This window comes from Pseudomonas sp. S30, assembly GCF_016518545.1.
In the GTDB taxonomy this organism is placed as follows: domain Bacteria; phylum Pseudomonadota; class Gammaproteobacteria; order Pseudomonadales; family Pseudomonadaceae; genus Aquipseudomonas.
Window position 1 is genome coordinate 14521 of the sequence record NZ_JACVTO010000013.1, and the last position, 12900, is coordinate 27420.

General features: G+C 66.0%; 13 protein-coding genes. 8 read left to right on the forward strand and 5 right to left on the reverse strand.

From position 1 onward, the window contains the following. The first annotated feature begins 373 nt into the window (after positions 1-373). Positions 374-4273: a phosphoribosylformylglycinamidine synthase gene (gene purL, locus IAE34_RS15350; protein ID WP_200139810.1), complete on the forward strand. Its 3900-nt coding sequence runs from the start codon at positions 374-376 to the stop codon at positions 4271-4273. 1 nt (position 4274) lies between these two features. Further along, positions 4275-4586 carry a Nif3-like dinuclear metal center hexameric protein gene (locus IAE34_RS15355; protein ID WP_200139811.1) on the forward strand — a complete coding sequence of 104 codons (312 nt, stop codon included), beginning with the start codon at positions 4275-4277 and terminating at the stop codon, positions 4584-4586. A 115-nt stretch (positions 4587-4701) separates the two neighbouring features. On the opposite strand, the gene tatC is transcribed toward IAE34_RS15355, so the two are convergent. From tatC to tatA, 3 genes are read right to left on the reverse strand one after another with little or no spacing between them, the layout of a single operon-like run. Then, positions 4702-5448 (reverse strand): twin-arginine translocase subunit TatC, encoded by a 747-nt coding sequence (gene tatC, locus IAE34_RS15360; protein ID WP_200139812.1) that lies wholly within the window; start codon positions 5446-5448, stop codon positions 4702-4704. Then, a complete protein-coding gene (gene tatB, locus IAE34_RS15365) occupies positions 5445-5708 on the reverse strand; it encodes a Sec-independent protein translocase protein TatB (protein WP_200139813.1) in 264 nt (87 codons plus the stop codon). Before tatB ends, tatC begins: the two co-directional genes overlap by 4 nt. Beyond that, positions 5708-5911, reverse strand: coding sequence for a twin-arginine translocase TatA/TatE family subunit (tatA, locus tag IAE34_RS15370; protein ID WP_200139814.1), 204 nt, complete (start codon positions 5909-5911; stop codon positions 5708-5710). The genes tatB and tatA overlap by 1 nt, the downstream gene beginning before the upstream one ends. Before the next feature lie 134 nt (positions 5912-6045). Here tatA and gspK point away from each other — a divergent pair, with 134 nt between their 5' ends. Next, positions 6046-7011: a type II secretion system minor pseudopilin GspK gene (gspK, locus tag IAE34_RS15375; protein ID WP_325100997.1), complete on the forward strand. Its 966-nt coding sequence runs from the start codon at positions 6046-6048 to the stop codon at positions 7009-7011. 31 nt (positions 7012-7042) lie between these two features. Here the strand turns inward: gspK and IAE34_RS15380 are convergent, their stop codons facing one another. Next, entirely contained in the window at positions 7043-7768 is a 726-nt protein-coding gene (locus tag IAE34_RS15380; protein ID WP_200139816.1) for a phosphatase PAP2 family protein, read from the reverse strand. A 187-nt stretch (positions 7769-7955) separates the two neighbouring features. Here IAE34_RS15380 and colR point away from each other — a divergent pair, with 187 nt between their 5' ends. From colR to IAE34_RS15405, 5 genes are all read left to right on the forward strand, one after another. After that, positions 7956-8639, forward strand: a complete 684-nt coding sequence (gene colR, locus IAE34_RS15385; RefSeq protein WP_200139817.1) for a two-component system response regulator ColR — start codon at positions 7956-7958, stop codon at positions 8637-8639. Next, on the forward strand, positions 8629-9939 hold the full coding sequence (locus IAE34_RS15390) for a sensor histidine kinase (RefSeq protein ID WP_200139818.1): 1311 nt from the start codon (positions 8629-8631) through the stop codon (positions 9937-9939). The genes colR and IAE34_RS15390 overlap by 11 nt, the downstream gene beginning before the upstream one ends. 163 nt (positions 9940-10102) lie before the next feature. Continuing rightward, on the forward strand, positions 10103-10783 hold the full coding sequence (locus IAE34_RS15395; protein ID WP_200139819.1) for a class I SAM-dependent methyltransferase: 681 nt from the start codon (positions 10103-10105) through the stop codon (positions 10781-10783). Between the two features lie 7 nt (positions 10784-10790). After that, positions 10791-11489, forward strand: coding sequence for a lipopolysaccharide kinase InaA family protein (locus IAE34_RS15400; protein WP_200139820.1), 699 nt, complete (start codon positions 10791-10793; stop codon positions 11487-11489). Continuing rightward, positions 11489-11719 carry a hypothetical protein gene (locus tag IAE34_RS15405; RefSeq protein WP_200139821.1) on the forward strand — a complete coding sequence of 77 codons (231 nt, stop codon included), beginning with the start codon at positions 11489-11491 and terminating at the stop codon, positions 11717-11719. The genes IAE34_RS15400 and IAE34_RS15405 overlap by 1 nt, the downstream gene beginning before the upstream one ends. Before the next feature lie 83 nt (positions 11720-11802). Here IAE34_RS15405 and IAE34_RS15410 read toward each other — a convergent pair whose 3' ends face one another. Further along, a complete protein-coding gene (locus IAE34_RS15410; protein ID WP_200139822.1) occupies positions 11803-12900 on the reverse strand; it encodes a DUF1513 domain-containing protein in 1098 nt (365 codons plus the stop codon).

Sequence of the window (12900 nt, forward strand, 5' to 3'; positions counted from 1 at the left end):
GGTAGTCTGCTAGCAGGAGGGGCGGTGTGGGGCCGAGCGGCAGGTGGCTGGCGGTTCGGACGTTTGGCAGCAGCGCTCCGGCAATCGAGCATGGGGCGTGATAGCCGAGTTCGCGCCCTGGGTCGAGCCGGCTGCGCCATTGCACGCAGGCGCAGAAAACAGCAGTGGCGATACGCCGCGCCGGGCTGCTCCACGACGCACTGCCAGGCGCTCGATCCGGCAGCAAAAAGGGCCCGCGCAGGCTTGCAGAATTCTGACCCCGAAGTCCGGTTCCGCCGCCCGGCAGCCTTGCCCTCTGGCGGGTGCCGCAAGCCATGGAATTAGGCTAGAATGCACGGCCTCCAAGTACACCCCTTCTGAGGCTGTCCCGACGATGTTGATCCTGCGCGGCGCTCCTGCCCTTTCTGCCTTTCGCCACGGTAAATTACTCGAGCAATTGAGCCAGAAAGTCCCCGCTGTTTCTGGTTTGTATGCCGAATTCGCCCACTTCGCCGACGTCGACGGCGAGCTGACCGTCGACCAGCAGCAGGTGCTGGACCGTCTGCTCCAGTACGGCCCCAGCGTACCGGTGCAGGAGCCCGGCGGGCGGCTGTTCCTGGTCGTGCCGCGCCTGGGCACCATCTCGCCCTGGGCTTCCAAGGCCAGCGACATCGCCCACAATTGCGGTCTGCAGTCGATCCAGCGCCTGGAGCGCGGTATCGCCTATCACGTCAGTGGGACGCTCAGCGAGGCGGACGCCGAACAGGTCGCCGCCCTGCTGCACGACCGCATGACCCAGCGCGTGCTCGGCCAGCTGGAGCAGGCGGCCGATCTGTTCAGCCATGCCCAGCCGCGGCCCATGACCTCGGTGGATATCCTCGCCGGTGGCCGCGAGGCCCTGGCCAAGGCCAACGTCGAGCTGGGCCTGGCCCTGGCCGAAGACGAAGTCGACTATCTGGTCCAGGCGTTCCAGGGGCTCGAGCGCAATCCGAACGACATCGAGCTGATGATGTTCGCCCAGGCCAACTCCGAGCATTGCCGGCACAAGATCTTCAACGCCAGCTGGGACATCGACGGTCAGGCTCAGGACAAGAGCCTGTTCGGCATGATCAAGAACACCTACCAGATGCACAGCGAAGGCGTGCTGTCGGCCTACAAGGACAACGCCTCGGTCATCGTCGGCAACGTCGCCGGGCGCTTCTATCCGAGCCCCGAGACCCGCCAGTACGGCGCGGTGAAGGAGCCGGTACACATCCTGATGAAGGTCGAGACGCACAACCACCCGACCGCCATCGCGCCGTTCTCCGGCGCCTCCACCGGCTCCGGCGGCGAGATCCGCGACGAAGGTGCCACCGGCCGTGGCGCCAAGCCCAAGGCCGGCCTCACCGGTTTCACCGTGTCCAACCTGCGCATTCCCGGCTTCGAGCAGCCCTGGGAACGGGCCTATGGCAAGCCTGAGCGCATCGTCGACGCCCTCGACATCATGGTCGAAGGGCCGCTGGGCGGCGCGGCGTTCAACAACGAATTCGGTCGCCCGGCCCTGACCGGTTACTTCCGCACCTTCGAGCAGAGCATCGACACCCCGCGCGGTGAAGAGGTGCGCGGCTATCACAAGCCGATCATGCTCGCCGGCGGCCTGGGCAACATCCGCGAAGACCACGTGCAGAAGGGCGAGATCACCGTCGGCGCCAAGCTGATCGTGCTCGGCGGCCCGGCCATGCTGATCGGCCTGGGCGGCGGCGCCGCCTCGTCGGTGGCCACCGGTTCCAGCTCCGCCGACCTGGACTTCGCCTCGGTGCAGCGGGAAAACCCGGAAATGGAGCGCCGCTGCCAGGAGGTCATCGACCGCTGCTGGCAACTGGGCGAGCACAACCCCATCGCCTTCATCCACGACGTGGGCGCCGGTGGCATCTCCAACGCCTTCCCCGAACTGGTCAACGACGGCGGCCGTGGCGGCCGTTTCGAGCTGCGCAACGTGCCCAACGACGAGCCGGGCATGGCCCCGCACGAAATCTGGAGCAACGAGTCCCAGGAACGCTACGTGCTGGCCGTGAGCGCCGAGGACTTCGCCCGTTTCCAGGCCATCTGCGAGCGCGAGCGCTGCCCGTTCGCCGTGGTCGGCGAAGCCACCGCCGAGCCGCACCTGACCGTCACCGACAGCCATTTCGGCAACACCCCCGTGGACATGCCCCTCGATGTGCTGCTGGGCAAGCCGCCGCGCATGCACCGTTCGGTCACCCGCGAGGCCGAGCTGGGCGATGACTTCGACCCGAGCGAGCTGGACCTGGACAACGCCGTCGAGCGTGTCCTGCATCATCCGGCCGTGGCCAGCAAGAGCTTCCTGATCACCATCGGCGACCGTACCATCACCGGCCTGGTGGCGCGGGACCAGATGGTCGGCCCCTGGCAGGTGCCGGTGGCCGACTGCGCGGTCACCGCCACCAGTTTCGACGTCGACACCGGCGAAGCCATGGCCATGGGCGAGCGCACGCCGCTGGCGCTGCTCGACGCCCCGGCATCTGGGCGCATGGCCATCGGCGAAGTGCTGACCAACCTGGCCGGTGCGCGCATCGAGAAGCTGTCCGACATCAAGCTGTCGGCCAACTGGATGTCCGCGGCCGGTCACCCGGGCGAGGACGCGCGCCTGTACGACACCGTCAAGGCCGTGGGCATGGAGCTGTGCCCGGAGCTGGGCCTGACCATTCCGGTAGGCAAGGACTCCATGTCCATGAAGACCCAGTGGCGCGAGGACGGCGTGCACAAGAGCGTGACGGCGCCCATGTCGCTGATCGTCAGCGGTTTCGCCCCGGTCACCGACATTCGCGGCACCCTCACCCCGCAGCTGCGCATGGACAAGGGTGAAACCGACCTGATCCTGATCGACCTGGGCCGTGGCAAGAACCGCATGGGCGCCTCGATCCTGGCACAGACCTTCGGCAAGCTCGGCGCCCAGGCGCCGGACGTCGACGACGCCGAGGACCTCAAGGCCTTCTTCGCGGTGATCCAGGGCCTGAACGCCGACGGCCATCTGCTGGCCTACCACGATCGCTCCGACGGCGGCCTGCTGGTCACCGTGCTGGAAATGGCTTTCGCCGGCCACTGCGGCCTGGACCTGCACCTGGACCCGCTGACCGACAGCCGTCGCGACGTAGCGGCGATCCTGTTCAACGAAGAGCTCGGCGCGGTCATCCAGGTGCGTCAGGACGACACACCGGACGTGCTGGCCCAGTTCAGCGCCGCCGGCATCGGCGAACAGTGCGTGGCGGTGATCGGCAAGCCGGTCAACAATGGCCAGGTGTCCATCAGCCTCAATGGCGAAGTGCTGTTCGACGACGACCGTCGCCTGTTGCAGCGCCAGTGGGCCGAGACCAGCTACCAGATCCAGCGCCTGCGCGACAACGCCGAATGCGCCGAGCAGGAGTTCGACGCGCTGCTGGAGGAAGACAACCCAGGGCTGTCGGTCAAGCTCGGCTATGACGTCAACGACGACATCGCCGCCCCCTACATCAAGAAGGGCGTGCGCCCGCAAGTGGCGATCCTGCGCGAGCAGGGCGTCAACGGTCAGGTGGAAATGGCGGCGGCCTTCGATCGTGCCGGTTTCGCCGCGATCGACGTGCACATGAGCGATATCCTCGCCGGGCGCGTGGACTTCGAAGCCTTCAAGGGCCTGGTCGCCTGCGGCGGCTTCTCCTACGGCGACGTGCTCGGTGCCGGTGAGGGCTGGGCCAAGTCGGCGCTGTTCAACGCCCGTGCGCGGGATGCCTTCCAGGCATTCTTCGCGCGCAACGACAGCTTCGCCCTGGGCGTGTGCAACGGTTGCCAGATGATGTCCAACCTGCACGAGCTGATTCCGGGCACCGAGTTCTGGCCGCACTTCGTGCGCAACCGCTCCGAGCAGTTCGAAGCGCGGGTGGCGATGGTCGAGGTGCAGAAATCCAACTCGATCTTCCTCGACGGCATGGCCGGCTCGCTGATGCCGATCGCCATCGCCCACGGCGAAGGCCATGCCGAGTTCGCCAGCGACCAGGCGCTGCGTGAGGCCGATGCCTCGGGTTGCGTGGCCCTGCGTTTCGTCGACAACCACGGCAAGGTGACCGAGCAATATCCGGCCAACCCCAACGGCTCGCCGCGCGGCATCACCGGCCTGACCAGCCGCGACGGCCGGGTGACCATCATGATGCCGCACCCTGAGCGGGTGTTCCGCGCCGTGCAGAACTCCTGGCGCCCGGACGAGTGGCAGGAAGATGCAGCGCTGATGCGCATGTTCCGCAACGCGCGGGTCTGGGTGGACTGAGGTGTACAAGCTCGCCTTCTTCGTGCCCGCCAGCCATGTGGATGTGGTCAAGGACGCCGTGTTCGCCGCCGGTGGCGGTCGGATCGGCGACTACGACCGGTGCGCCTGGCAGACCCTCGGCCAGGGCCAGTTCCGACCGTTGCACGGCAGCCAGCCGTTCAGCGGCCAGGTCGGTCAGGTCGAAGTGGTGGACGAGTGGAAGGTCGAGCTGGTGGTGGCCGATGCGCAGGTCGCCCAGGTGGTCGCTGCACTCAAGCGCAGTCACCCCTACCAGACGCCCGCCTATGAAGTCTGGCCGTTGGCCGACTACTGACGCTTCGCGCTCTGGCAGCTGAAGGCTGCACGCTAAATGCCCGACCAGGCGACTGGTCGGGCATTTTTTTTACGCTTGATCAACCCGTCGCGTCGGCGATCCTGCCTCGGTCAGGCTACGCCTCGGCCGCTCGAGACCTGGCCAGTGCCGTGCTGGTCAGCAGGCCGACCTCGAACAGCAACCACATCGGTACTGCCAGCAGCGTTTGGGAAAAGACGTCGGGCGGCGTGAGGATCATTCCTGCCACGAAGCAACCGACGATCACGTAGGGGCGGCTACGGCGCAGGCTGGCCACGTCGCTCAGTCCCGCCCAGACCACGATGAAGGTCGCCACCGGGATCTCGAAGGCCAGCCCGAAGGCCAGGAACAACGCCAGAATGAAGTCCAGGTACTGGCCGATGTCGGTCATCATCGTCACCCCCTCCGGCGTCGCGCTGGCGAAGAAGGCGAACATCAGGGGAAACACCAGGAAGAATGCGAAGGCCATGCCGGCATAGAACAGCAGGATGCTCGACACCAGCAGCGGCAGGGCAATGCGCCGCTCGCGCCGATACAGCGCCGGGGCCATCAATCCCCAGGCCTGGTGCAGCAGCAGCGGCATGCTGACGAACAGCGTGCACATGGCGGTCAGTTTGAAGGGCGTCAGAAAGGGCGAGGTGACGCTGGTGGCGATCATGCTCGCGCCCTCGGGCAAGTAGCGGCGCAGGGGCTCGGAAATCAGGGTGTACAGCGTCTGGGCGAAGGGAAACAGACCTGCGAAGACCACGCCCAGGGCCAGCAGGGTTCGCAGCAGGCGCTGGCGCAGCTCGCGCAGCAGGTCGATCACCGGCAAGGCCGAACGCTCGCGCAGCGCCAGGCTCATGACCGGTGCTCCGTGGCCACGCCGTCGTCCAGGCTCACGCCCTGGCGGATGTCGCGCTCCAACTGGCGCAGGGCCGGCTCATCCAGCCCTGGCAGATCCATCTCGCGCTCTACCTGAGCGCGCAGCTGGCCCATGGCGCGGCGCGCCTGACCCACGCCGCGTCCGACGCTGCGCAGGGCCACCGGCAACCGCTCGGGCCCGAGCACCAGCAGGGCCACGACACTGACCAGCAGCAGTTCGCTGAAACCGACTTCGAACATCAGGCTTGGCGATCCGTCGGTTGTGGCTGTCGAACCTGGGTCTCGGGCGCGACGGGGCGTTCATCCTGGTTGCCCATGGACTTGCGAAAGCCCTGGATCGCCTCGCCCACGTCGCTGCCCAGGCCTTTCAAACGCTTGGTGCCGAAAAGCAGGAAGACGATCAGCAACACGATCACCAACTGCCATATGCCAATACCACCCATGTGCCAAGACTCCTGCGGTTCGTGAAAAGAGGGCCAATCCTGCCTGCCGAAGATGACGCGCAAGTGACGGTTGCCATCTGCTTGCAACACCTGCCGTGTTGACTGTCGATTTTCCAGCGATGACAGGAAGCCATGTGAACAGCGGCACGCGACAACGGGGGGTGGCCTTGCTGATGGTCATGCTGGCCTTGGCCATGCTCGCCGGCGGCTTGGCGTGGCTGGTGGAGGAGGGACGGCGCCAGGTCGACGAGACGCGTCTGCTGCGCCAGCGCGTGCAGTGGCGGGCCATGGAGCAGGCCGGTCTGGCCTATGCCAGCCAGGCCCTGCGTGATCCGGCCTGGCGCGCCAGCCCCTTGTTCTGGCAGGCCCTGCGCGGCCAGGCGCTGAGCTACGACTTCGGCACCGGTACGGCGCGTCTGCAGGTGCGCGATCAGCACAGCTGCTTCAACGTCAACGCGCTGTTGGGCGAGGAGGGGCAGCGTGCCGAGCGTCAGCTGCGCCGCCTGCTGGGCGACGATCTGGCAGCCTCGCAGTTGGTCGATGCCCTGGCCGACTGGCTCGACGCCGACAGCGATGCGCGCCTGCAGGGCGCCGAGAGTGCCCAGTACCTGCGCCAGCGCCCGCCACGCCTGGCAGCCAACCAGCCGATGCTCGACACCAGCGAACTCAACCTGCTGCTCGACGCCGATGCCACGCGCCAGGGGCGCTATCCGCAGCTGTGCGCACTGCCGCAGACCAGCGGCTGGCGCCTGAATGCCAATGCCTTGGACATGCAGCACCTGCCGCTGCTCGAAGCGCTGTACGAGGGGCGCTACTCACGCGCATTGCTCAGCCGTATCATCAGCAACCGGCCGTCTTCGGGCTACGGGGATGCGGCAGCGCTGCGCCAGGCGCTGGGTGCGGTGGACGACGAGACCTTCGCGCGGTTGAGCGAAGGACTGCTGCTCAACAGCGGTCATTTCCTGTTGCAATTATCCTTCGAGGAGGACGGCCTGGTGATGCGCAGCCAGTACCAGATCGAGGCCCTGGGCGTGGTTCAGTGGCACGCCCGGGTGCCGGCGCAGCAGGTCCGCGTCAAGGGTCGCGAACCGTTGCCCTAGTCTGTTCAGACAGCGCCTGGCGCCGCGCGGGTCACGCCAGTCCCGCTGCCGGCGCCACCGTCTGCGCCCTGCCACGGCGGTACAGCAGCAGGTAATAGCAGCCCAGCCCGATCAGCCAGCAGAACACCGCCGTCCAGAGGTTGTGGGACAGAAAGTGCGCCCCCTGCATCATGCGCCCCAGCGACAGCACGGTGCCCAGGCCGGCGGCCAGGCAGAAGGCGGCGCGGGCCAGGCGCGGTTTGCGGTCGCGCAGCATGAAGAACAGGGCGAACAGGCTGAAACCGGTGGTCGCATGCCCACCTGGCCAGCACAAGCCGGGCTTGTCGGTGGCCGGACGGTGTTCGAGCAGCTTGCTGTAGGTTTCCTTGCCGCCGAACTGGGTGAGGCTCCAGGGACACTGCACACCGGTCAGCTGCTTGAGCGGGGTGACCATGCCGGTGGACAGGGCCAGGGCCAGGACCAGGCAACCCAGTTCGCGGCGCCAGCTGGACAGGCCCGACCACAGGAAGCTGAGGATCAGCGCGCCCACCGACAGCAGCCCTACGCCGATCACCGCCTGCTTGACCCAGTCGTGCAGCACGGTCTCGAGGAAGTAGCTGCGTCGGCCGATGAACTGCCCGACCGTGGGGTCGAACATCACCTTGGCCAGGTCCATGTCCACGTCGGTGAGTTCGAGCAGCAGCAGCGCCAGCGCGGTGCCCAGTGGAATGCCCAGGTACAGCCAGAGGTTGATCGGACGGGGGCGGTAGGGCTGCATGGGCGCTCCTGAGCACGGGCTCGAGACAAAAGATCGGGCATTCTCGGGCCGTTGCCATGGTGGCTGCGTGAAGCTTGGGTGAAAAAAATGTCAGTTGCGCTGAATCTTCGCCAAGGCTGGCGGTGCCTGGCCAATGGCCGTAAGCTGCGCCTGCCGCGCACCGCGAAGCGCCGCACAGGAGACCCCGATGCGCATTCTACTGGTTGAAGACAACCGCGACATTCTCGCCAATCTGGCCGACTACCTGGGCATGAAGGGCTACACGGTCGATTGCGCCCAGGATGGCCTCTCGGGCCTGCACCTGGCCGCCACCGAACACTATGACCTGATCGTGCTGGACATCATGCTGCCCGGCATCGACGGCTACACCCTGTGCAAGCGCCTGCGCGAAGATGCACGGCGCGATACCCCGGTGATCATGCTCACGGCCCGCGACCAGTTGGACGACCGTCTGCAAGGCTTCCGTTCCGGCGCCGACGATTACCTGCTCAAGCCCTTCGCCCTGTCCGAGCTGTCGGCTCGCATCGAAGCGGTGCTGCGCCGCGCCCAGGGCGGCGGGCGCCGCACCTTGCAGGTCGCGGACCTGAGCTACGACCTGGACACCCTCGAAGTGACGCGCCAGGGTAAGCTGCTCAAGCTCAACCCGGTGGGCCTCAAGCTGCTGGCGGTGCTGATGCAGAAGAGCCCCCATGTGCTGCGCCGCGAAGTCCTCGAAGAGGCCCTGTGGGGCGATGACTGCCCCGACAGCGACAGCTTGCGCAGCCACGTGCACCAGTTGCGCCAGGTGATCGACAAACCGTTCGACAAGCCCCTGCTGCATACCGTCCATGGCGTCGGCTATCGCCTCGCCGAGGGTCGCGATGGAGTTTAAGCAAAGCCTTGCCCAGCGGATCATCATCGCCTTCGCGTTGATGAGTGCCCTGGTCGCCGGGGCCTTCGCCTTCGGCATCGTCGCCACCGTGCACCTGGTCGAGGAACGGTTGATCTCCTCGGTGCTCGGCGGCGACCTGCAGCGCTTGCTGCGCATGGACAGCGTCAGCGACTGGAGCCATCGCCCGCGCCCGGATCAACTGTTCTACTTCAGCGGCGGACGCGACGATTTCGAGCTGCCCAAGGACCTGCGGCACCTGGACGCGGGGTTTCACGAGGTGTTTCGCGACCAGTTGTCCTACCACGCGATGGTCGAGGTGGTGGATGGTCGGCACTACGTCCTGCTTCAGGACCAGAGCGATTTCGAAGAGCGCGAGCGGGTGCTGTTCGCGGTGGTGACGGTCGGCTTCCTGCTGAGCCTGGTGTTGGCCGTGGTGCTCGGCTGGCTGCTGGCGCGCCGGGTGATGGCGCCGGTCATTCGCCTGGCGCGACAGGTGAGGCATCGCGACCAGTTGCTTGGCCTCGCGCCGCCCTTGGCACCGGACTACGCCGCCGACGAAGTCGGCCAGCTGGCCGTGGCTTTCGATGACACCCTGGGACGCCTGCGCGACGCCCTGACCCGCGAGCGCCTGTTCACCAGCGACGTCAGCCACGAACTGCGCACACCCTTGATGGTGCTGGCCACCTCGTGCGAGCTGCTGATGGAAAACCCCGGCCTGGACAGCCGCTCGCGCAGCCAGGTCGAGCGCATCGCGCGCGCTACCGAGGAGATGCGCGAACTGGTCAAGACCTTCCTCATGCTGGCCCGGGCGCAGCGTGACGAAGGGGCGGTGGCGTCGCGGGCGAGCTTGCGTGAAGTGGGAGATGACCTGATCGGCGTATGGCGCGATACCATCGAGCAGAAAGGGCTGACGCTGTACTACGACGGCCGCGTGAGCGCCAGTCCGACTTTGTACAACGCCACCTTCCTGCAATCGGTCATGGGCAATCTACTGCGCAATGCCGCCCACTACACCGATTCGGGGTATATCCGCCTGAGCCTGGAAGCCAATGGCTTCTGCGTCGAGGACAGTGGCGTCGGTATTCCCGAAGAACAGCGCGAAGCCATGTTCAAGCCGTTCGTGCGTGGCGACGAGCGCCGCGGCGAAGGCCTTGGCCTGGGCCTGTCGCTGGTGCAGCGAATCTGCGACGACCAGGGCTGGCGCGTGACCCTCACCGCCACCTCGCCCCACGGCTGCCGTTTCCGGGTCGACCTGACCCCAGGCAGCCATGCGGCGCCGGTGATCGACACGGACGAGTGAACGGGTGGGGCAGAGGCCTGCCCCGCTCATCCCTCCATTATTCCTATCTTCTGAATTGCGCGTAGGATCTCTCTGCGCGTTCTGACAGTTTCTTCACATGATCTTGACCTGATGCCAACGCTCGCCCACCTAAGGTGGCGGCCGTCGATTCAGGAGAGTATCCATGCGTAGCCCCATCAAACTGGCGTTTTCCGATAAGTACGATCAGCAACACGCACGTGAGTACCTGCTCAAGCACCAGGAAGGCATGGCCCGTCGCCTGTCGCACCTGCGCGACGAACAACTTGCTCGACGCGCCCTCGCGCTGGCCGGGGATCCGGGCCTGGTGCTCGATCTGCCTTGCGGGGCAGGGCGGTTCTGGCCGCTGCTGGCGGAGAAAGCCAACCGCGTGATCATCGGCGCCGATAACTCGGCGGCGATGATCGAGACCGCCTGTGCGGCGCAACCGCCGGAAATCGTGGAACGGGTACGGCCCTTGCAGACTTCGGCTTTTGCCATCGATCTGCCCGACAACGCGGTGGACAGTATTTTCTGCATGCGTTTGCTGCATCACATCGGTGATTCGGCCCACCGCAAGCAGATACTTTCTGAATTTCAACGGGTTAGCCGCGACAGCGTGATACTGTCGCTGTGGGTGGATGGCAACTTCAAAGCCTGGCGGCGGCACAAACTCGAAGACCGTCGCCGCGCCAAGGCGAAGCCGGACAGTTACCAGAATCGATTTGTGTTACCTGCGGCTACGGTGGAGGAAGAATTCGTTTCGGCTGGCTTCCGTATCCAGGACCGCCTCGATTTCCTCCCGTTCTATGCCATGTGGCGGGTCTACGTATTACGCAAGGGGTAAAGGCTTCATGGCAACAGTTCGCAACCAGGCGTCGCAGTTCGACTACTACTGGCAGCAGCAGGGTGAGTGGGTGGAAGCGCCGAACCAGCGTCGGGGCGGAGAAAGCGGCGTGCAGCGCCTTGAAGATGGCAGCGGCAAGCTGCTCTATGCCAAGCGTCAGGTCGGGCACATCTACCGCAGCTTCCTGCACCCCTTCGGACGGCCCACCGTGTTGCGCGAGCTGGATGCATTGACCAGTTTCGACCGTCTGGGCGTGAGGGTCCCGCGCCTGGTTTTCGCAGGCGCTGAACGCGACGCCGGACAGCCGTGGCGCGCCTTGCTGGTGAGCGAGGCGCTGGACGGCTTCACCGATCTGGACACCTGGCACGCCGAGGGTGCCCGTGAGCGCTATCCCCAGGCCGTGCACGAGCGCGTGCTCGAGGAACTGGCGGCCAACCTGGCGCGCATGCATCTGGGGCATTGGCAGCATGGTTGCCTGTATGGCAAGCATGTGTTCGTCAAGGTGTCCGGTGAGGGCGAGCAGGCCCGGGCCGAGGTGGCCCTGCTGGACCTGGAGAAATGCCGGCGTCGAATCAGCTGCCAGCGTGCGGCCTACAAGGACCTTTATCAGCTCAAGCGCCATTCGTCGCTCAGTCACGCAGAATTCACAACTTTGCTCTACTTTTACCAGGGTGCGTTTGGCAGCGCTGTCAAAGGGTTAGAGTGATGAAACTAGAAATAGCTCGAACTTTGTTCCTGGTCGGGGCGCTTGGGGTCACCACGGTGGCCGCCGCCGCGTGGGCCGAGCCGCGTTCGACCGTGTTCAGCAAGGCCGAGGTGAGCGGGCAGTGCGCCCTGCCGCGGGTCGCCAGGCTGGAGCGCGAGCACGCCAAACCGGATCATGACTTGCTATTGTTTCTGTTCGGCATGCGCCAGGGATTGCGGCCGTTCGGCTGATCGGCTCCGGGCATCGCTGCACGATCACCGGGACCGTCGTGCAGTCCCATAGCGACACAGGCCGTTGGCCTGTGTACGTCGTCTCAGACCAGATGCAGGTGGTTGTCCCACAAACCTGACGGCAGGTCCAGCGGCTGGCCAACCAATTCGGTTCGGCGGCAGTCGTAGTAGCGGCAACGCCCCTGGCCGGATGTCACCACGAAACCATCCTTCACCGCGCCGACGCCCGCGCAATCGGGCATGGGGGCGTCGAGCCTGACCGCGCCGCTGTCCAGGTCCCAGATGAACAGGCGATTGGCGCGCGGCGCGGTCAGTGCCACCAGCCGCAGGTCGCTGTGCAGCGCGACACTGGCGGTGTAGTTGGCCATCGACTGGAGCTGGCGCTCGGGCACCGGGAAGGGCTGGAAGGGCTGCCCGGGCCGCTTGATCGCCAGCAGCTCGGCGGTGTCTTCGCCGCTGCCCATGAACTGTTGGCACGCCAGCACGGTGCCGTCTTTGCCTACCGCCAGGTGACGCACGCTGTTCATCTGCTGGGCCAGGGTTTCCTTGCTCAGCAAGGTACCGTCGCGCTGCATCAGCACCAGGCTCGGCTCCATGGCATCGAGGTTCATTTCCACCCGGCTTTCGGCTTCGGTACGGATGCCGCCATTGGCCACCACCAGCGTCTCGCCGTCCGGCAGCCAGGCTACTTCATGGGGGCCGATGCCGTGGGTGGAGAGCTCGCCACTGTGTACCAGGCGCGGGCCCTCGAAACGGTATACACCGAGTACGCCACGACCGGGGTCGGTGGTGTCGTTCTCGGTGGTATACAGCCATTGGCCGTCCTTGTGGATCACGGCGTGGCCATAGAAGTGCCGGTTCGGCTGCGACACCAGGGTTTGCAGCAAGCGCCCGTCGCGCAGGTCGATCAGGTAGCTCTCGGTGCCCGGACGACGCGCCACGAACAGCGCGATCGGTTGCTCGGGGTGATGGATGATGGCATGGCAACGCTGAGCCACTTGGGTGGCGAACACCTGAGTGCCGTCGAGGCGATAGCCCACGGCGTAGTGTCCGCCCTCGGCGTCGTCGCGCGCCGAGAGCAGCAGCGGTTCGCTGCCCTTGTTGCGCATCAGGGTCCAGCCGCCGAGCGTCAGGGCGCTGAGCAGCACGCTACCGAGTTTGAGGGCCTGGCGTCGCAGCAT